A 19,271-nucleotide genomic window follows, 5' to 3' on the forward strand; every position below is an offset into this window, starting at 1 on the left:
TACACGATGAACATACTGGATATTATTACTGATCCAAATACAAGGTGGATATTGCTTGGCACGATGTTTCTCGGATTAAGCAGCGGGGTCATCGGCAGCTTTGCCTACCTCAGAAAGCAGTCTTTGCTTGGTGACACGCTCGCACATGCAGCATTACCCGGTATCTGTGTGGCCTTTATGTTAACTGGAGTGAAATCCACTTCCTACTTTCTAATAGGTGCCGCACTGGCTGGCTTAGTGGCTGTCTTCTTGATCAGTGTGCTTACGAGATACAGTAAGATCAAGCAGGATGCGGCATTGGGAATCGTCTTATCTTCCTTCTTTGGCTTCGGAATTGTCATGCTTACGCAGATCCAGCAGAGCGAGTATGGAAACCAGAGTGGATTGGATACGTTTTTATTCGGGCAGACGGCGTCAATGGTCATGTCCGATGTGTATATGATGATGACGGTTTCTTTTATTCTCATATTCACTTGTACCGTATTTTTTAAAGAATTCAAATTACTTTCCTTTGACCCTGGGTTTGCTAAGGGGATGGGATTACCGGTTGTTTTTCTGGATTATTTCATCATGATGCTGATCGTGGCAGCTGTAGTGATCGGTATCCAGGCTGTAGGTGTCGTATTGATGGCATCTTTACTGATAACGCCTGCGGTATCCGCGAGATATTGGACGGAGCGCCTGCATATCATGGTCATCCTGTCTGGTATATTCGGAATGTTGAGCGGTGTGTCTGGTACGTTGATCAGTACATCGGTCAATGATTTGCCAACAGGACCGTTAATTGTCTTATCCGCGACGGTATGGTTTTTCTTTTCCATGCTTTTTGCACCTAAACGCGGAGTGCTTTCATCTGTATGGAGAAGGGTTTCGACGAAAAAGAAATATTCTCTCGAACAGGATAGAAGGAAAGGGAGCCACACATCATGAATGATTTTTGGATTATCTTAGTCGGAGCATTAGTGGCGGGTTCTTGCAGTGTATTAGGGTGTTTTTTGATAGTCAGGAAAATGACGTTGATTGGAGATGCAATCAGTCATTCCGTTTTGCCGGGAATCGTATTGGCATTTTTAATAACCGGAACCCGTGATTCCGTTCCAATGCTGATAGGGGCTGCTGCGCTCGGATTGCTTACCGTATTCTTGATCCAGCTTTTCCAATCGTCGGGCGTTCAATCCGACGCAGCGATCGGGATTGTATTCACTTCCCTTTTTGCAACGGGGATCGTACTCGTGAGCCTGTATACGCAACAAATAGATTTTGACCTGGAACATGTCCTATATGGCGAAATAGCCTATACTCCCTGGAATACGATGACAATCGCGGGAATCGAGGCTGGACCAAAAGCTGTTTGGATAGTCGGCAGTTGTTTCATCCTGAATCTCGTACTGATCTTCCTTTTCTTCAAACAGTTTAAACTCGTGTCTTTTGATCCGTCACTTGCGGCTGCAATGGGTATTCCTGTACTGTTCTTCCATTACTTATTGATGAGCCTCATCTCACTGACAACTGTAGCTTCTTTTGATAGTGTAGGTTCCATTTTAGTAGTTGGAATGCTCATCATACCTGCGGCAACAGCATACCTGCTGTCAGACCGTTTAAGCAGCATGATATTGGTCAGTATCGGGGTAGGGGTGCTAAGTTCCGTCATCGGCTACTATTCTGCCACCATTTTGGATGCCTCGATTTCAGGCTGCATGGTGGGGTCGGCCGCCATATTATTCGGAATGGCCTTTCTCTTTTCCCCAAACCATGGATTGGTCAGCTTATTGCTGAAACGGAGAAAATCAAAGGAATCACATGCATAGCTCTCTCTGCATACAGGCTTCATGGAAATAACTCCATGAAGCCTGTAAACTATTCTTCTATATAGTTGTGATTTTATTTGTTTAAAGTATAATGAATAAGTGTATTTATAGATATATCGCAGGAGCCTTTTTAAGGGAGAGTTAAGTATGGAAGAACAAAATAAATTTTCATCACGAATAGATTTTTCTTTGGTCACAATATTGCTGTTATTATGCGTTGGAAGTTGCTTAGCAATCTATAGTGCCCAAACGACTGGACAGTACGCTGAAAACTTCTTAATTAAACAAATTTTTTGGTATATAGTTGGAATCGGAATCGTATTAGGTTTCATCACCTTGGATTCTGATCAGTTGAAAAAAATATCTTGGTACGCCTATGGCTTCGGATTGTTTTTGCTTTTTTTGCTGATCATTATGCCGGAAAGCATCGTTCCTGTCCGGAATGGTGCGAAAAGTTGGTTCATCATTCCGGGAATCGGTTCGATTCAGCCATCGGAATTCATGAAGGTTTTCCTCATCCTGGCTTTAGCGAATGTCATCTCAAACCATCATCTCAAAAACACGCTGAAAACGATTCAAACGGATATCTGGCTGCTTATTAAAATCGGTCTTGTGACCGGTGCCCCCTTATTGTTAATCATGCAACAGCCGGATTTAGGCACCTCGCTTGTCATCATGTCCATCATGCTCGGAATGATTTTCATCTCAGGGGTAACGTGGAAGATCCTGCTGCCAATCGTTTCGGGAGGAATTGTCGTCGCTTCAGCGGTCCTGTACTTTGTACTTTGGAAGCCGGAAATCCTGGAAAAATACCTAGGGGTAAAATCCTATCAATTCGGCCGTATCTATTCTTGGCTGGATCCATATAATTATGCCAGCTCCGAAGGATATCACTTAACCAAATCTTTACTGGCCATCGGCTCCGGCCAGACCACAGGCAAGGGAATCGGCTCGAGGGAAGTGTATTTGCCTGAGAGTCATTCGGATTTCATTTTCAGCATCATCGGTGAAGAATTCGGCTTCATCGGATCAAGTATCATTATTTCCTTGTTTTTCCTATTGATTTACCATATAACAAAAACGGGAATGGACACGAAAAATAACTTCTATACATATATCTGTGTTGGCGTTATAAGCATGTTGACGTTTCACGTTTTTCAAAATATCGGCATGACTGTAGGTCTTTTACCAATAACTGGGATTCCGCTTCCATTTGTCAGTTATGGAGGAAGCTCGCTAATGGGGAACATGATGGCCATGGGCTTAATATTCAGCATTCGGTATCACTATAAGAAGTATATGTTTTCAACGGATATCTAAATATAAAGCCGGCCCCCGATGGGCCGGCTTTATTTGTAGCAAAAAAAACAAAAGGAGCAGAATCTCCCCTGAATGTTTGCTTATTGAATGTTCGTTCCAGTTGGAAATTGATTTTTATAACCGGAAAATTGTTGATACGATTGGCTTAAGCTGGTAGCTTGCGCCTTTTCTAAACTATACCAGCCTTTTTCGAACATAAGGTTATAGAGTTCACGCTGCATCTCCTGATTTTCTTTGGCAACGGAGAAAATGTCTTGGAATAAGGCTTGGTTACTCATTTCATGCAGGGCAACGGAAAGGGAGTTGCAAAAGTACTTTTCAGTTGAAAGCATATCATTTATAAAATCCCTGTCATTCATTTGCGGTGTCTTTGCCACGGGAGATTCTGGATTTTGGACTTTGTTTTCATTGGGCATCAAGAACCCTCCTTTACTGGTATTGTTGTTGACCCTGATTTTGGTCGGGGTTCAAATGTTTCAATATGGTATCGTAATGACGTTGATGCATGAGTCCGCACCGATTTAAAGCATCAATGATTTGCGGGTCCTTGCATTGTGTGGCAAAAAAATGTGCTTTTTTAATTGCATTCAGATTCCATGCAAGCATATCGGTTAAGTATAAGCTATCTTTCACCGTAACCATTTCCGGCGGCTGTTTCATAAAGCCGGTGGACTGCTGTTGGCTGTTAAACGAATTTTGCTGTTCCATCATTGCTACCTCCTTAAGTGTTCTTTAAACGAGCTTAATTTTCCCTTCTGGATTTTTTTTATTCTTGATTCTAAATATCTGAAAAGTGCATTAAATGGTAAAATAATCTTGTGCATCTATTTTCCAAAATGATTTGGAGGGGAATGCAGTGGAAAGAATATTGAAAAATCTATTCCTTTTTTTATCAAAGAACAAGGGCATGACAAAGGCAGCGAAAAAATACGGGCTGCGGTTTGGGGCATCTCGTTTCGTGGCAGGAGAATCCTTGGATATGGCATGTGAAGTGATTGCAGATCTTAACCGGAAAGGGCTTGCCGTCACTATTGATTATTTAGGTGAATTCATTGAAGATGAACAAGAAGCAGGGAAGATGGCAGATGAGTGCATTGAAGCAATCCGCATGATTGGCAGAAATGAACTGGATTCACAGTTATCCCTGAAGCTGACCTCGATGGGCTTGGATGTGTCCGAACGAGTCGTAATGAATAACATGCGGAGGATCTTGGATGAAGCTAAAGCCCATCAGGTTTTCGTGACGCTTGATATGGAAGATTTTCCGCGCTGTCAGCCGACTTTGGATGTATTCAAAAACCTGAAGTCTGAATATAATGAATTGGGGACTGTCATCCAAGCTTATCTGTATCGGACTGAGAAGGATATTGAGGAGCTGGATGCATACCATCCGAATCTAAGGCTTGTTAAAGGGGCTTATAAAGAACCAAGGGAAGTGGCTTTTCCCGAGAAAAAAGATGTGGATGAGAATTTCAAGAAAATCATCAAGAAGCATATGCAAAATGGCAATTACACAGCCGTTGCCACACATGATGACAAGATCATTGATTATACGAGGGACTTGGTCAAAGATCAGGGAATTCCCCGTGATCGATTTGAATTCCAAATGTTATATGGCATCCGCAATGAAAAGCAGCTCGAACTTGCTAAAGAAGGATATAAGGTAAGGGTGTATGTTCCTTATGGTACGGATTGGTATGGATACTTCATGCGCCGCCTTGCAGAGAGACCGGCCAATATTGCTTTCGTTTTAAAAGGCCTATTCAAGAAATAGGAAGCGAGATCCGCCCCGGAAAAGGGACGGCTGCTCAAATTAAGAAAGATTATCTTTTGAACTGATTGTTCTGGCTGTTCACTTTATTGATTCCGTGTTGACGTTCAGCTCCAGGGCCGGCATTGCCTTTAACGCTTGCTGCGCTTACGGCTGCTTTAGAAGGATTATCTTTACGCTTCATTATATAAGTCACCTCCACTCCGGTTATTTTTTACTGAACGGAGGAGAAATAACCGAAGGAACTCGGAGAAAAAAATATTTTTTTCCTGTTTAATCATTGCGGAATTTCCAAATATATTCTATATTAGTAATAAGAAAAAATATTCAAAATTTTTTTGAATTAAAAATGAATGAGCATTCATTCAATAAATTGTGTAAGGGGGATATGAACTTGGTTCGACAAATACGAAAGGCTGCTGTTCTAGGGTCAGGAGTTATGGGATCAGGGATTGCTGCACACCTTGCTAACATCGGCATTCCGACTTTATTATTGGATATTGTACCTCGTGAACTAACTGAGGATGAAAAGAAAAAGGGACTGACATTAGATAATAAACAAGTGCGTAACCGCATCAGCCAAACAGCGATTACGAAACTTTTAAAACAGAAACCAGCTCCGCTTTCGGCTAAGGGAAACATTGCGTTGATCGAGGCAGGAAACCTGGAAGATGATATAAGTCGTTTAAAGGATGTCGATTGGATCATCGAAGTGGTCGTTGAGAAGCTTGAGGTTAAGCAAAGTGTGTTCGCCCAGGTTGATCAGCATCGTAAACCAGGAAGCATCGTTTCATCGAATACCTCCGGAATATCAATTGAAGCAATGGCAGAAGGCCGTTCGGAGGACTTTCAAAAGCACTTCCTGGGAACCCACTTCTTCAATCCGCCGCGTTATCTTAAGTTGTTGGAGCTTATTCCAACTAAAGCAACTTCACCAGAAGTGCTCGAATACATGAAACGATTCGGCGAAGATGTACTGGGAAAAGGTGTCGTCGAAGCCAAGGATACCCCTAACTTTATCGCAAACCGAATTGGAACTTATGGTTTATTGGTCACTCTGCGGGAAATGCAAAAAGGCGGATACAGTGTTGGTGAGGTCGATTCGGTTACAGGTCCGTTGATTGGAAGGGCAACTAGTGCGACTTTCCGGACACTTGATGTAGTTGGATTGGATACCTTTGCACATGTTGCCAGAAACGTATATGAACAGGTGGATGGAGAAGAAAAAGAAGTTTTCAAAATACCTGATTTCATGAATGAAATGCTGAAGAATGGGTGGCTTGGAAGCAAGTCAGGCCAAGGATTTTTCTTGAAAAAAGGAAAGGAAATCCTTGAACTGAATCCCGATACCCTTGAATATGATGCACGAAAAAGATTAAAAACGCCTTCCATTGAAATGGCTAAACAGGCCAAGGGCTTTGAAAATAAAATGAAAGCGCTTGTTTATAGCGAAGACCGTACCGGCCAATTACTTTGGAATGTCCTGAATCCGGCGCTTGTGTATTCTGCCCAGCTGCTTGGGGACATCGCGGATGACATCGTGGCGATCGATCAAGCGATGAAATGGGGCTTCGGATGGTCAACAGGACCATTTGAAACATGGGATGCGATAGGGGTAGAAAAATCGGTAGCCCGAATGGAGGCGGAAGGCATCACCGTTCCGCAATGGGTGAAGGATATGCTCGCTAAAGGCATCACTTCCTTCTATAAAGAAGAAAATGGCATAGTTCACTATTATGATAATGGTGAATATAAGGAACTTGTTGCAAATCCTAAAGTGATAAATCTTAAAGCGATAAAGAAACAAAAAGGCGTAATCAAGAAAAACAGTGGTGCAAGCTTGATGGATATCGGCGATGGAGTGGCTCTTCTTGAATTCACTTCACCGAATAATGCAATCGGTCTGGATATCATACAAATGATCAATGCGGCGGTCGACGAAGCGGAAGCGAATTTTAAAGGCTTGGTCATCGGAAACCAAGGAAAGAACTTCTGTGTAGGCGCTAATATTGCAATGATGCTGATGGAAGCACAGGATGACAACATTTTTGAACTCGATATGGTCATCAGCCAATTCCAAAAGGCGATGCTTAAAATCAAGTACAGTGCTGTTCCTGTAGTGGTTGCACCGTTTAATATGACACTTGGCGGGGGAGCTGAAGTATCCCTTCCGGCAGCGCGCATCCAGGCAACGACAGAAACGTATATGGGACTAGTGGAAGCTGGTGTAGGTTTGATTCCAGGCGGCGGCGGGACTAAAGAACTTTATGTGAAGACGTTGAGGAATATGCCGAAGGGCGTCGACTTCGACTTACAGAAAGTGGCCAACCAAGTATTTGAAACGGTCGCCATGGCAAAAGTTTCGACCTCCGCCGAGGAAGCGAGAGGGAACAATTTCCTTAATTCAGCGGATGGGATAAGCGTAAATGCGGATCATCAGCTATATGATGCGAAACAGGCGGTAATTTCCATGCATGAACAAGGCTATATCGCTCCGGCCCGCACAAAAATCCCTGTCGTAGGTGAAACGGGATATGCCGCACTTCTATTAGGGGCGGAATCCATGCGCCTTTCAGGTTTCTTATCAGAACATGACCTTGTCATAGCCAAAGAGCTTGCATATGTGCTGGCGGGGGGGAAACTCCCATTTGGCACGGAAGTAGATGAACAGTACATCTTGAACCTAGAAAAACAGGCATTCCTGAAACTGGTTTCGACTCCGAAATCCCAAGCAAGGATGCAGCATATGCTTGTTAAAGGCAAACCACTCCGTAATTGATGAATGGACGAAGAAATGGCCAAAACGAAGATTAATAGATCAATAGCTTAAAAATGAATAAGGGGGATCCTCATGAAAGAAGCGGTAATAGTAGCTGGAGCAAGGACTCCGGTTGGAAGAGCGAAAAAAGGTTCTCTTGCCAGTGTACGTCCTGATGATTTAGGGGCTCTTGTCGTAAAGGAAACGTTAAAGCGTGCAGGGAATTATGAAGGCACCATCGATGACCTGATTATCGGTTGTGCAATGCCTGAAGCGGAGCAAGGATTGAACATGGCTCGTAACATTGGTGCATTGGCAGGATTACCTTATACAGTACCGGCCATAACGATTAATCGTTACTGTTCAAGCGGGCTGCAAAGCATCGCTTATGGAGCGGAAAGGATCATGCTCGGCCAAAGTGATACTGTCATTGCAGGCGGAGCGGAATCCATGAGCCTTTTGCCAATGATGGGCCATGTAACACGTCCGAACGCGAGACTTGCGGAAACGGCACCGGAATATTATATGGGTATGGGCCACACTGCTGAAGCCGTTGCAAAAAAATACGGCATTTCCCGTGACGATCAAGATGCATTTTCTGTTCGTAGTCATCAAAAGGCGGCGAAGGCCATTGCAGAAGGAAAGTTTTCGGATGAGATCGTACCGGTTGACGTAACCCTTCGTTCAGTGGGACCAGATCTTAAGTTAAAGGAAAAAACATTTACATTTACACAGGATGAGGGCGTTCGTCCAGGCACCACTGCTGAAGTGCTAAAAAAACTAAGACCTGCATTCTCTGTTACAGGCTCCGTAACAGCAGGGAATTCCTCACAAACGAGTGACGGTGCAGCCGCGGTCATGGTCATGGATGGGGAAAAGGCCTCTTCATTAGGGATGAAACCGATGGGTAAGTTCCGTTCCTTTGCTGTAGCGGGAGTACCGCCTGAAATCATGGGTATCGGACCGATTGCAGCCATTCCTAAAGCTTTGAAGCTAGCGGGTCTTGAGTTATCGGATATTGGTTTATTTGAATTGAATGAAGCCTTTGCTTCCCAATCCATTCAAATCATTCGTGAGCTCGGTTTGAATGAAGAGATTGTCAATGTAAATGGCGGAGCCATCGCCTTAGGCCATCCACTAGGATGTTCGGGGGCAAAACTGACATTAAGCCTGCTACATGAAATGAAGCGCAGAAACCAACAGTTCGGAGTCGTGACAATGTGTATTGGCGGCGGAATGGGTGCTGCTGGAGTATTTGAATTATTTGCTTAATCCCCCCCTCCCGGAAGCTGTCATGCTTCCGGCGGATTTACTATCTTAAATACTTAGGAGGAAATAACATGTCCAATCAAACTACAGATAACCTCATTAAAGGCGGAGCCTTTTTAGTAGAAGATATTACGTATGATCAAGTGTTTACACCGGAAGATTATTCTGATGAGCATAAAATGATCGCCAAAACTACCGAGGATTTCGTAGAGAATGAAATTCTGCCGCAGGTTGAACATTTAGAAAACCATGAATTTGACCGTTCCGTTAAATTACTGAAGCATGCAGGTGAAATCGGTTTACTTGGTGCTGATGTTCCTGAGGAATACAGCGGACTGGGTCTTGATAAAATCAGTTCGGCATTGATCACAGAAAAAATGGCACTTTCAGGCGGCTTTGGAATTACGCATGGTGCACATGTAGGTATCGGATCTTTGCCGATCGTATTATTCGGGAATGAAGAACAAAAGAAAAAATACCTCCCTTTACTGGCAACGGGTGAGAAGATTGCTGCGTATGCCTTAACGGAACCAAGCTCAGGTTCAGATGCCTTGGGAGCAAAAACGACAGCGAAATTGAATGCCCAAGGAACACACTATATTCTAAATGGTGAAAAACAATGGATTACAAATGCAGGTTTTGCAGATGTCTTCTGTGTATACGCCAAAATCGACGGCGAAAAATTCTCCGCTTTCATTGTTGAGCGTGATTATGATGGCGTATCAACTGGTGCTGAAGAGAAGAAAATGGGAATCAAAAGCTCATCTACACGTACATTAATCCTTGAAGATGTACATGTGCCAGTCGAAAACCTTTTGGGTGTAGCCGGAAAAGGACATGTCATCGCTTTCAATATCCTGAATATCGGCCGTTATAAATTAGGTGTCGGTGCAGTCGGCGGATCTAAACGTGCCCTTGAGATTACAGCAGCTTATACGAATCAACGTCAACAGTTCAAAACGAAAATTTCCGATTTTAACTTGACGAAAGAAAAACTTGCAACAATGGCATCCAAAATTTATGCAGCAGAAAGCTCTGTATACCGTACCGTTGGCCTTTATGAACAAAGACAAAGCAAATTGACGGATGAGCAAGTGAAAGATGGTAAATCAATGGCTGCTGCAATCGCTGAATATGCCATTGAGTGTTCATTGAATAAATTCTTCGCTTCCGAAGTGTTGGATTATGTTACGGACGAAGGCGTACAGCTTCATGGTGGCTATGGTTTCATGCAGGAGTATGAAATTGAAAAAGCATATCGTGATTCCCGGATTAACCGGATCTTTGAAGGTACAAATGAAATCAATCGATTGCTTGTCCCTGGAACTTTCCTGAAGAAAGCACTTAAAGGGGAATTGCCGCTTCTTCAAAAGGCTCAAAGCCTGCAAGAGGAATTAATGATGATGATGCCGGAAGAACCTGGCGATGAGCCATTGGCACAAGAAAAAATGCTTGTTAGGAATGCTAAGAAAATCGGGATTCTGGCAGCTGGCCTTGCTGCACAGAAATACGGCAAAACTCTTGATCAAGAACAAGAAATCCTCTCCAACATTGCTGATATCGCATCCCTTGCCTATGCAGCGGAATCCGTGGTATTGCGTACGGAAAAAGCAATAGCAGCTACAGGCCTGGAGAAGAACAAACAAAAAGTGCTTTACACAGAAATCTTCGTTCAGGAAGCTTTCAATGAAATAGAACAGCACGCAAAGGAAACGTTAATCGCAGTGGAAACAGGCGATACTCTTCGCATCATGCTTGCGTCGCTCCGTAAGCTGACAAGGCATAATCCGATCAATGTCATTGCGAAAAAACGTGAAGCTTCCGTCAAGGTAATCGAAGCTGAAAAATATGCTCTTTAAGAAATGAATCAAAATCAGTAAAGGGAATGCCCGAGAAGGCATTCCCTTATTTCCTTTGATGAAATCGCATTGGAAATTCAAAAGACAATTCGTTGTATTGCGTGATGAAAACGGGTATTCTATTGATAGGTGGTGAAATGATGGGCTTAACATTATATTGGTACCCAAAATGCGGCACATGCCGTAACGCGAAGAAGTGGCTTGATAATCATGAACTGCAATATGAAGCAATCCATATAGCGGAAAATCCGCCTTCGCGAACAGAAATAGAACAACTATATAAAATCAGCAATTTGGAGTTGAAGAAGTTTTTCAATACTAGCGGTCAAAAATATCGGGAGCTTGGCTTAAAGGATAAGCTGAAAGAAGCTTCTGAAGCAGAGATGCTTGATATATTGTCCACAGATGGCATGCTTCTGAAAAGGCCGATTGTTACGGATGGCACCAAAGTGACGGTAGGTTTCAAAGAGGAGCAATTCGAACAGGTTTGGAACTGAAAATTTCTCGAAATATTTGGTTAATTCCTTACTTAAACAAACAATCTACCTTATAATGGAATAGATAAAATAAGATGTACATATGGAGGGTTAATAATGACAACAACACCAAAAGAACTTCGTTACACAAAAGAACATGAATGGGTCAAAACGGAAGATGGAACAGTGCGCATTGGAATTACAGCTTTCGCACAGTCCGAGCTTGGGGACATCGTATTCGTTGAGCTTCCGGAAATCGGCGATGAATTGAAAGCGAACGAACCATTCGGAAGTGTTGAATCCGTTAAGACCGTTTCTGAGCTTTATGCACCTATCAGTGGCAAGGTTGTTGAAGTAAACGAAGATTTAAGTGACAACCCTGAATATGTAAATGAGTCTCCTTATGAAAAGGCATGGATGGTCGTGCTTGAACCATCTAATAGCAGTGATATTGAAAGCTTGATGAGCGCTGAAGAGTATGAGAGTTTAATCAACGGTTAAAAAAAAGGAGAGGGGGGACTGAAAAGGCCTGCTCTCTTTTTCATTTGGTACCGTGGCAGTTGCACACATAATTCGTGAGATGGAGTGATGACATGGAGTGGGGCGAATTCGATAAAGTGATCATTGTAGAAGGCAGTTCCGATAGAAGAAAAGTTGCCTCCGTTTTAAATGAAGATGTGGAAATTAGATGTACGAATGGGACCATATCATTAACTAAGCTGGATGAATTAGTGGATGAATTGATGGACCGTGATGTTTATCTCCTTTTTGACGCAGATGAATCAGGAGAAAAGCTGCGGAAGCAGTTCCGAATGGAAATGCCTGAGGCGAACCACCTGTATATTAATAAAATGTACAAAGAAGTGGAAAGCTCACCCGAACATCATATCGCAACTGTGCTTCTATCTGCCAATATGAATGTGAAAATGAAATTTTTAAGTCAAAGGGTGAACGACTAATTGATGCAGGAATGGAAAGAAGAAGAGTGTAAGCTTGCTGTTGAAAATGGGGAAACCTTTTGCTTATATTTATATACCCCTTTATGCGGCACTTGTCAGGTTGCCTCCAAGATGCTGACGATATCCTTGGAGCTATTCCCGGAATTGAAGGCAGGCAAAATGAATATGAATTATGTCCAAGCAATTGCCGAATCATATGAAATCGAAAGTGTTCCATGTTTATTGTTTTTCAAAGAAGGACGGCTGCACAAAAAAATATATGCCTTTCAATCCGTTCCTTATTTGTACGGATTGCTTAAGGAAATCAGCTAAGAAACCAATCAGAACCGTGGTTGGTTTCTTTGTTGCGGACATATGAATGCTAGATGAAATTAAACAAAGAATATTCTAACAATTCATTGACTGATTTAATCTAAAATGCTATATTTTGAATTAAGTAACGGCAGAATTTAATAGTTCTTATCAAGAGTGGCGGAGGGACTGGCCCGACGAAGCCCGGCAACCGGTATAAATTTTTATATACGGTGCTAATTCCAGCAGAGTGTTGGCTCTGGTAGATGAGGTGTATTCTTGAAACCTCTTCTTATTGAAGTGGTTTTTTTGTTTATAAAAGGCCAAACATCATATAATTCCAACTAAATCCATAGAAAAAGGTGAAATCATATGTCAGGGAAAAAATTGCGTTTCGAAACATTGAGTGTTCATGGCGGTCTGCAAGCTGATGAAACAGGTGCACGTGCAGTTCCTATCTACCAAAGCAATGCATACTTGTTCAAAGACACCGACCATGCAGCGAATTTATTTGGCCTAAAGGAGAATGGCTATATATATTCACGACTCCATAATCCCACGATCAGCGTTTTTGAGGAAAGAATGGCCTTATTGGAAGGCGGAATCGGCGGATTGGCAACAGCAAGCGGAATGGCTGCCATCTCACTTTCAATCCTGAATATTGCCGCTGCAGGGGATGAGATTGTTTCAGCATCTACATTATATGGCGGTACGTATAACCTTTTTGAAAATACTCTTCCTAAATACGGGATTAAAGTGAAGTTCGTTTCTCCTGATGACCCTGAAAATTTCAAAAGGGCGATTACGCCAAGAACTAAAGCCATTTTTGCTGAAACCATCGGAAATCCAAGTTTGAGGGTGCTTGATATTGAAGCGGTAGCGAAAATCGCCCATGATGCCGGAATACCTTTAATCATTGATAATACCTTTGCGACACCGTATCTATGCAGACCAATTGATTTTGGAGCCGATATTGTCATCCATTCCGCTACAAAATGGCTTCTGGGAAATGGAACTACGCTTGGTGGTGTCATCGTGGATGGAGGGAAATTCGATTGGAACTCGCCAAATTACCCTGGCTTCACAGAGCCTGACCCAAGTTACGACAATCTGGTATACGCCGAGGCAGTTGGACCTGCCGCATTCATAACGAAAGCCCGAGTCCAGTTACTCCGTGATTTAGGACCTGCGCTAAGTGCCCAAAGTGCATTCCAGTTTACGCTGGGACTTGAAACGCTGCATGTAAGGATGAAAGAGCATCTATCGAACACCAAGTCTGTCATTAAATATTTAAAAAACCATCCTGCGGTGACTTGGGTTTCACATCCTGGTGATGAGGATCATCCCGATAAAGCCCTTGCGGAAAAATATTTGCCAAAGGGAGCTGGATCTGTTGTGACTTTTGGGATACAAGGTAATCGAGAAGCTGGGGCAAAACTTATCAATTCGGTGGAATTATGGTCCCATGTAGCGAATGTTGGGGATGCGAAGAGCTTGATCATCCACCCAGCCAGTACGACCCATCAACAATTGAATGAGGCAGGTCTTGCGAAAGCGGGTGTGAGTGCCGACCAAGTCCGTTTATCGATTGGGATTGAAAATGTAGAGGATTTAATAGAAGATTTGGAGCAGGCAATTGAAAAAGCGACGAATATCGTCTCCTTGACATCCAAAACGGTTTAAGTAAAGTTTCTGTATGCTTGTACTAGAAATATTATACATTGCGCTCCTTTTTTATCTATGATAAAATTTCTCCATACTAAAGAACTTAATGATGTACAAATATTCTATATATTAGCTCTTATCAAGAGAGGTGGAGGGATGTGCCCGATGAAACCCGGCAACCGACAAGGAGATTTCCTTGGAAAGGTGCCAATTCACACAAAGTTTAATCACTTTGGAAGATGAGAGGAAGGCCTGTTTCTTCACCTGCCTTTCTGCTCATGCAGAAAGGTTTTTTCTGTTTTAATTGGGTAAACTTTTACATGATATGAGAAACAGACTAATAATGTAGAGAAATCAACTAAGTTCATAGGTTTTATTGGATAAAAGAGGTGAGGGTTAATGATTACATTGACGAAAGTCAGTAAGCTGTTCCGAACAGGAAAAGGAAACAGTGAGACAATCAAGGCTGTAAATAATGTGAATGTTGAAATAAATAAAGGCGAGATTTTCGGTATCATCGGTTACAGTGGAGCGGGGAAAAGTACTTTGATCAGAATGCTCAATGGATTGGAAACACCAACAGAGGGATCCGTTGTAGTTGCTGAGAAGGAAATTTCAAAAATTAAAGGGGCTCAGCTCCGCAAGGCCCGTCAAGAAATCAGCATGATTTTCCAACATTTCAATTTATTATGGTCGAGGACCGTTCAGGAGAATATATCTTTCCCATTGGAAATTGCAGGAGTTTCTAAACCTGAGCGAACCAAGCGTGTGAACGAATTGATCAAGTTAGTAGGATTGGAAGGCAGGGAAAAGGCCTATCCATCACAATTAAGCGGAGGGCAAAAGCAAAGGGTGGGAATAGCCAGGGCTCTGGCAAATGACCCTAAAGTGCTGCTGTGTGATGAAGCGACTTCTGCCTTGGATCCGCAGACTACCGACTCCATACTCGAATTGCTTGTTGACATCAATCAGCGTTTGGGGTTGACGATCGTCCTGATAACACATGAAATGCATGTGATCCGCAAAATCTGCCATCGCGTCGCCGTGATGGAAAGTGGGCAAGTTGTTGAACAGGGACCTGTCCTGGATGTTTTCAAGAACCCTAAAGAACAAATGACGAAGCGTTTCGTGCAACAGGTAACGGAACCGGAAGAAACGAAAGAAACGATGGACCATTTGCTCGAACGCTATCCTGCAGGCAAAGTGATTCAATTGACCTTTGTAGGCGATCATGCCGAAAGCCCGTTGATCACCAAGCTTGTACGTAACTTCGAGTTGGATGTCAATATCGTTCAAGGTAAGATATCCCAAACAAGAAGCGGTTCATATGGAACACTGTTTATCCATCTTGATGGCACTGAGGATGAAATGCTCCGCGCAATCGAATTCATTAAAGCACAACAGGTAGGCGTGGAGGTGATTACTCATGCTTGAAGAATTATTGCCGAATGTTGATTGGGAAGACATTATTGAAGCTACGAGGGAAACGCTTTACATGACAAGCGTCTCTGTAGTGGCAACCTTTTTTATAGGCATAATATTAGGATTGATCCTGTTCCTGACAGGGAAGGGTAATATGTGGGAAAACCGGGCAGTCAACGGGATCATGAGTGCTGTCGTCAATATTTTCCGTTCCATTCCATTTCTTATTTTGATCGTGCTGCTCATTCCTTTCACTAAAGCGCTAGTCGGTTCCATGATCGGAGAGAACGCTGCACTGCCGGCACTTATTATCGGTGCGGCACCATTTTATGCGCGTATGGTAGAAATCGGCCTTCGTGAAATCGATAAAGGTGTAATTGAAGCCGCTAAATCGATGGGAGCAAAAACGAGCACGATCATTTGGAAGGTCCTTCTTCCAGAGTCAATGCCTGCACTTATTTCCGGGATTACGGTAACATCGATTGCATTGGTTGGATATACCGCAATGGCCGGGGTCATCGGCGCAGGCGGACTTGGTAATCTAGCCTATTTGGACGGATATCAAAGAAATCAAAATGACGTTACACTAGTGGCGACCATCGTTATTCTAATTATCGTCTTCATAATTCAAATTATTGGAGATGTGATTACATCTAAATTGGACAAAAGATAAAGGGAGATGAATAGGATGAAAAAGTTTTTAGGATTTGCATTAATTTTAGTGTTGTCTATCGCTTTGGCTGCTTGTGGAAGTGAAAAGGATAAAAGCGGCAGTGATACGGAGAAAGAATCGAAGAAAATAGTTGTTGGGGCATCCAATGTTCCTCATGCTGAAATCCTTGAGAAAGCTAAGCCGCTTCTTAAAGAAAAAGGAATCGAATTGGAAATCGAAACTTTCCAGGACTATGTTTTACCGAATAAGGCGTTGAATGATAAGGAATTGGATGCTAACTATTTCCAACATATTCCATATTTAGAGGGGCAAATTAAAGAAAATGGATATGACTTCGTTAATGCTGGCGGAATCCATATCGAGCCGATTGCTCTATATTCACAAAAATATAAAAGCATTGATAAACTTCCGGAAGGCGCAACAATTATTATGAGCAGCTCTGTTGCTGATCATGGACGCGCTTTATCCCTTTTGGAAAAGAATGGCCTGATCACTTTGAAAGAAGGCGTCGATAAAACGACGGCTACAACTAAAGACATCGTTGAAAATAAGAAAAACCTTAAATTCGATGCTGATTATGAAGCGGCCCTGCTTCCTAAAATTTATGAGAGTGGCGAAGGCGATGCAGTCTTGATCAACTCCAACTATGCAATTGATGCCGGTTTGAATCCGCTTGAAGATTCGATTGCGATTGAAGATTCGGAATCACCATATGTGAATGTCATTGCCGTAAACAAAGGTGACGAAAATAAAGAAGCAATAAAAGCGCTTGTAGAAGTATTGCATTCTAAAGAAATTCAAGATTTCATTCTTGAAGAATACAAAGGTGCAGTTGTACCGGCGGATAAATAATTCAAGAATGGCGACCTGATTTAACTCAGGTCGCAGTTTAAAAACAAAAAGGTTTCGGAATGGTCTCATTCCGAAACCTTTTTGTTTTTATATTGGATTTGAACCGATAATTGTCCTCTTTATTTGTTGTTGAGTGCCGATGGGCAGAGATAACAACTAAAACGCTCATATTACACATAGCCATGGTTGCGGAATCTGCCTCAACAGCTTCAGGTTTTCCAGCTTTCTTAATCACTTGTTCAATCAGAGGCTCTTAATACGAGTATTTCCGGGTGTTACTATCGTCCCAACACAAATCCGTTACGGTCTTCTGACGCATAAATGAATAAGCGAGCTGGTTTGTCCATTCAGCTTTCACATAGTGCGTCGCTCATAATTTTTTTCCGTGCTTAGAGAAGTGAGGCACTTCATTTTGCCTATCTGATTGTTTAGTCTTAGTGGATTGGAACGGAAGGTACGAGACTCCTGCGGGAAAAGCGAGTCAAGGGAGACCCCGCAGGCGCAAAAGCGCCGAGGAGGCTTCCGGACCGCCCGCGGAAAGCGAGTGCCTGAAGTGGAAAGTAACGTTCAAATTTTGAAAACCTAAAAACTCATTGATGATCCAGTTTGTTTTAGTCTGCGGCTTAATTTAATTCATTTCATGTTTAATCAGGAAAGGAAAGGGTATAGAGATAATGCAGGTAATAAAATGATACACAAATTTGAAAGGATGGTTCACTATCAATACTCTGGATTTAAATGTAACAAGCGAAATGGAAAAGGCGATGCAGTCTTCACATGGGATTGGATACAGTGAATACAGTAGAAATTTAGACATCCGTATCGAGGTCGAGAAAGAACGGGATAGGGAACATGTAAAGTGCAACAAAATGGTCCAGGACCTACAACGCAAAATTCACGGCTAAGCATATAAAAGAATTCTTTAAAAGATCGGTCTGTAGAGGTAAAATGGAAAGTGGTCCATAAAATAAGGGTTTCCTTATTGGATAAACTTACATAATACCTGACAGTCCGATTTTTTTCTTTTTAAAGCGGAACGTTCATACCTTGCAATCGAATTCTTCGAACATATATTAATAAGGACGAAGATTTGCCGAATAATAAGATAATTTTAACAAAAGCTAAAATAAGTATGATTATGCAGTAAATAGGCTATATCTGTTAGTATAGTAAGAATTGGGACAGGTTTTTAACATAGAAGAAGTGGAAACCCTATCTATTTAGTTGATTCCAAATTGGATTTGTTATAAAATTGGAATGAGAATAAAGTGAGAATGCTTTTACGTAAATTATAGTGATAGAAAGTAAACTTTACTTTCTGGTAATAAAATTGGAATTAGTTCACGGAGGTATTATTATGTCAGCTTCTACATTAACGGTTAAAGATCTTCACGTATCAATTGAAGGTAAAGAGATTTTAAAAGGGGTAAACCTTGAAGTTAAAGGTGGAGAAATCCATGCGATCATGGGACCAAATGGAACTGGTAAATCCACTTTATCATCAGCGATCATGGGTCACCCTAAATATGAAGTAACGAGCGGAAGCATCTCATTCGATGGTGAAGATGTATTGGAAATGGAAGTCGACGAGCGCGCTCGTGTCGGTCTATTCCTGGCTATGCAATATCCAAGTGAAATCAGCGGTGTTACAAATGCTGACTTCTTACGTTCTTCCATTAACGCACGCCGTGAAGAAGGCGATGAAATTTCATTGATGAAATTCATCCGTCAAATGGATCAAAAAATGGAATTCCTTGAAATGGATGAAGATATGGCGCAACGCTATTTGAATGAAGGTTTCTCCGGCGGAGAGAAAAAACGCAACGAGATTCTTCAATTAATGATGATCCAACCTAAAATTGCAATCTTGGATGAGATTGATTCAGGTCTAGATATCGATGCACTTAAAGTCGTTTCAAAAGGAATCAACGAAATGCGCGGAGAAGACTTTGGATGCTTGATCATCACTCACTACCAACGTCTATTAAATTACATCACTCCTGATTTTGTACATGTAATGATGCAAGGACGCGTCGTAAAATCAGGTGGTCCTGAACTTGCTGCCCGCTTGGAAGCGGAAGGTTATGATTGGATCAAACAAGAATTGGGCATTGAAGACGAAACTGTTGGCGAAGAAGCGTAAGTAGG

Annotated in this window: 19 protein-coding genes and 2 riboswitches; of the genes, 16 read left to right on the plus strand and 3 right to left on the minus strand. The window is 42.3% G+C overall.

Features of this window, described 5'->3' with window-relative positions; translation table 11 throughout:
* The first annotated feature begins 6 nt into the window (after positions 1–6).
* The 3 genes from LQ188_RS05050 (at position 7) to LQ188_RS05060 (ending at position 3,128) form a co-directional block, all read left to right on the plus strand.
* A complete protein-coding gene (locus LQ188_RS05050) occupies positions 7–930 on the plus strand; it encodes a metal ABC transporter permease (protein ID WP_101223668.1) in 924 nt (307 codons plus the stop codon).
* The gene (locus LQ188_RS05055; protein ID WP_101223667.1) at positions 927–1,808 is read left to right on the plus strand and encodes a metal ABC transporter permease; all 882 of its coding nucleotides are present in this window, start codon (positions 927–929) and stop codon (positions 1,806–1,808) included. The genes LQ188_RS05050 and LQ188_RS05055 overlap by 4 nt, the downstream gene beginning before the upstream one ends.
* A gap of 147 nt (positions 1,809–1,955) precedes the next feature.
* Positions 1,956–3,128, plus strand: a complete 1,173-nt coding sequence (locus tag LQ188_RS05060) for an FtsW/RodA/SpoVE family cell cycle protein (protein WP_101223666.1) — start codon at positions 1,956–1,958, stop codon at positions 3,126–3,128.
* A gap of 80 nt (positions 3,129–3,208) precedes the next feature.
* Here LQ188_RS05060 and LQ188_RS05065 read toward each other — a convergent pair whose 3' ends face one another.
* Both LQ188_RS05065 and LQ188_RS05070 read right to left on the minus strand, forming a co-directional pair.
* Complete coding sequence (locus LQ188_RS05065) at positions 3,209–3,544, minus strand: spore coat protein (RefSeq protein WP_101223665.1); 336 nt, start codon at positions 3,542–3,544, stop codon at positions 3,209–3,211.
* A gap of 13 nt (positions 3,545–3,557) precedes the next feature.
* A complete protein-coding gene (locus tag LQ188_RS05070; RefSeq protein WP_101223664.1) occupies positions 3,558–3,836 on the minus strand; it encodes a hypothetical protein in 279 nt (92 codons plus the stop codon).
* A 148-nt stretch (positions 3,837–3,984) separates the two neighbouring features.
* Here LQ188_RS05070 and LQ188_RS05075 point away from each other — a divergent pair, with 148 nt between their 5' ends.
* The gene (locus LQ188_RS05075) at positions 3,985–4,902 is read left to right on the plus strand and encodes a proline dehydrogenase (protein ID WP_230176187.1); all 918 of its coding nucleotides are present in this window, start codon (positions 3,985–3,987) and stop codon (positions 4,900–4,902) included.
* 49 nt (positions 4,903–4,951) lie between these two features.
* Here the strand turns inward: LQ188_RS05075 and LQ188_RS05080 are convergent, their stop codons facing one another.
* Complete coding sequence (locus LQ188_RS05080) at positions 4,952–5,086, minus strand: YuzL family protein (protein WP_072273724.1); 135 nt, start codon at positions 5,084–5,086, stop codon at positions 4,952–4,954.
* A 207-nt stretch (positions 5,087–5,293) separates the two neighbouring features.
* On the opposite strand from LQ188_RS05080, the gene LQ188_RS05085 reads away from it, so the two are divergent.
* The 12 genes from LQ188_RS05085 to sufC all read left to right on the plus strand — a co-directional run bounded on the left by LQ188_RS05085 (position 5,294) and on the right by sufC (position 19,266).
* On the plus strand, positions 5,294–7,678 hold the full coding sequence (locus LQ188_RS05085; RefSeq protein ID WP_101223662.1) for a 3-hydroxyacyl-CoA dehydrogenase/enoyl-CoA hydratase family protein: 2,385 nt from the start codon (positions 5,294–5,296) through the stop codon (positions 7,676–7,678).
* A gap of 72 nt (positions 7,679–7,750) precedes the next feature.
* Positions 7,751–8,929: an acetyl-CoA C-acetyltransferase gene (locus tag LQ188_RS05090; protein WP_230176188.1), complete on the plus strand. Its 1,179-nt coding sequence runs from the start codon at positions 7,751–7,753 to the stop codon at positions 8,927–8,929.
* A 68-nt stretch (positions 8,930–8,997) separates the two neighbouring features.
* Complete coding sequence (locus LQ188_RS05095) at positions 8,998–10,785, plus strand: acyl-CoA dehydrogenase family protein (RefSeq protein ID WP_230176189.1); 1,788 nt, start codon at positions 8,998–9,000, stop codon at positions 10,783–10,785.
* A 140-nt stretch (positions 10,786–10,925) separates the two neighbouring features.
* Positions 10,926–11,282, plus strand: a complete 357-nt coding sequence (locus LQ188_RS05100) for an arsenate reductase family protein (protein WP_063234020.1) — start codon at positions 10,926–10,928, stop codon at positions 11,280–11,282.
* Between the two features lie 96 nt (positions 11,283–11,378).
* Complete coding sequence (gene gcvH, locus LQ188_RS05105) at positions 11,379–11,762, plus strand: glycine cleavage system protein GcvH (protein ID WP_101223658.1); 384 nt, start codon at positions 11,379–11,381, stop codon at positions 11,760–11,762.
* Positions 11,763–11,854: 92 nt separating this feature from the next.
* On the plus strand, positions 11,855–12,220 hold the full coding sequence (locus LQ188_RS05110) for a toprim domain-containing protein (protein WP_230176190.1): 366 nt from the start codon (positions 11,855–11,857) through the stop codon (positions 12,218–12,220).
* Between the two features lie 3 nt (positions 12,221–12,223).
* Positions 12,224–12,532, plus strand: coding sequence for a thioredoxin family protein (locus tag LQ188_RS05115; protein WP_101223994.1), 309 nt, complete (start codon positions 12,224–12,226; stop codon positions 12,530–12,532).
* Positions 12,533–12,676: 144 nt separating this feature from the next.
* A riboswitch (SAM riboswitch) is annotated at positions 12,677–12,784 on the plus strand.
* 99 nt (positions 12,785–12,883) lie between these two features.
* Positions 12,884–14,194, plus strand: coding sequence for an O-acetylhomoserine aminocarboxypropyltransferase/cysteine synthase family protein (locus LQ188_RS05120; protein WP_202190602.1), 1,311 nt, complete (start codon positions 12,884–12,886; stop codon positions 14,192–14,194).
* 115 nt (positions 14,195–14,309) lie between these two features.
* Positions 14,310–14,422: riboswitch (SAM riboswitch) on the plus strand.
* Between the two features lie 153 nt (positions 14,423–14,575).
* Positions 14,576–15,610, plus strand: coding sequence for a methionine ABC transporter ATP-binding protein (locus LQ188_RS05125; RefSeq protein WP_101223657.1), 1,035 nt, complete (start codon positions 14,576–14,578; stop codon positions 15,608–15,610).
* Positions 15,603–16,271 (plus strand): methionine ABC transporter permease, encoded by a 669-nt coding sequence (locus LQ188_RS05130; protein WP_101223656.1) that lies wholly within the window; start codon positions 15,603–15,605, stop codon positions 16,269–16,271. The genes LQ188_RS05125 and LQ188_RS05130 overlap by 8 nt, the downstream gene beginning before the upstream one ends.
* A gap of 15 nt (positions 16,272–16,286) precedes the next feature.
* Positions 16,287–17,123: a MetQ/NlpA family ABC transporter substrate-binding protein gene (locus LQ188_RS05135; protein WP_101223655.1), complete on the plus strand. Its 837-nt coding sequence runs from the start codon at positions 16,287–16,289 to the stop codon at positions 17,121–17,123.
* A gap of 1,357 nt (positions 17,124–18,480) precedes the next feature.
* Complete coding sequence (gene sufC, locus LQ188_RS05140) at positions 18,481–19,266, plus strand: Fe-S cluster assembly ATPase SufC (RefSeq protein WP_101223654.1); 786 nt, start codon at positions 18,481–18,483, stop codon at positions 19,264–19,266.
* Positions 19,267–19,271: the final 5 nt, after the last annotated feature.

The organism is Peribacillus sp. Bi134 (genome assembly GCF_918698065.1).
Lineage (GTDB): Bacteria > Bacillota > Bacilli > Bacillales > DSM-1321 > Peribacillus.

Excerpts from the sequence above, each read along its gene's own strand:
- LQ188_RS05120 (WP_202190602.1), top strand. The coding sequence starts at position 12,884 with ATGTCAGGGAAAAAATTGCGTTTCGAAACATTGAGTGTTCATGGCGGT.
- LQ188_RS05050 (WP_101223668.1), top strand. The coding sequence starts at position 7 with ATGAACATACTGGATATTATTACTGATCCAAATACAAGGTGGATATTG.
- LQ188_RS05115 (WP_101223994.1), top strand. The coding sequence starts at position 12,224 with ATGCAGGAATGGAAAGAAGAAGAGTGTAAGCTTGCTGTTGAAAATGGG.
- LQ188_RS05125 (WP_101223657.1), top strand. The coding sequence starts at position 14,576 with ATGATTACATTGACGAAAGTCAGTAAGCTGTTCCGAACAGGAAAAGGA.
- LQ188_RS05065 (WP_101223665.1), bottom strand. The coding sequence starts at position 3,544 with ATGCCCAATGAAAACAAAGTCCAAAATCCAGAATCTCCCGTGGCAAAG.
- LQ188_RS05110 (WP_230176190.1), top strand. The coding sequence starts at position 11,855 with ATGGAGTGGGGCGAATTCGATAAAGTGATCATTGTAGAAGGCAGTTCC.
- LQ188_RS05100 (WP_063234020.1), top strand. The coding sequence starts at position 10,926 with ATGGGCTTAACATTATATTGGTACCCAAAATGCGGCACATGCCGTAAC.
- LQ188_RS05070 (WP_101223664.1), bottom strand. The coding sequence starts at position 3,836 with ATGGAACAGCAAAATTCGTTTAACAGCCAACAGCAGTCCACCGGCTTT.
- LQ188_RS05055 (WP_101223667.1), top strand. The coding sequence starts at position 927 with ATGAATGATTTTTGGATTATCTTAGTCGGAGCATTAGTGGCGGGTTCT.
- sufC (WP_101223654.1), top strand. The coding sequence starts at position 18,481 with ATGTCAGCTTCTACATTAACGGTTAAAGATCTTCACGTATCAATTGAA.
- LQ188_RS05130 (WP_101223656.1), top strand. The coding sequence starts at position 15,603 with ATGCTTGAAGAATTATTGCCGAATGTTGATTGGGAAGACATTATTGAA.
- LQ188_RS05090 (WP_230176188.1), top strand. The coding sequence starts at position 7,751 with ATGAAAGAAGCGGTAATAGTAGCTGGAGCAAGGACTCCGGTTGGAAGA.
- gcvH (WP_101223658.1), top strand. The coding sequence starts at position 11,379 with ATGACAACAACACCAAAAGAACTTCGTTACACAAAAGAACATGAATGG.
- LQ188_RS05095 (WP_230176189.1), top strand. The coding sequence starts at position 8,998 with ATGTCCAATCAAACTACAGATAACCTCATTAAAGGCGGAGCCTTTTTA.
- LQ188_RS05135 (WP_101223655.1), top strand. The coding sequence starts at position 16,287 with ATGAAAAAGTTTTTAGGATTTGCATTAATTTTAGTGTTGTCTATCGCT.
- LQ188_RS05060 (WP_101223666.1), top strand. The coding sequence starts at position 1,956 with ATGGAAGAACAAAATAAATTTTCATCACGAATAGATTTTTCTTTGGTC.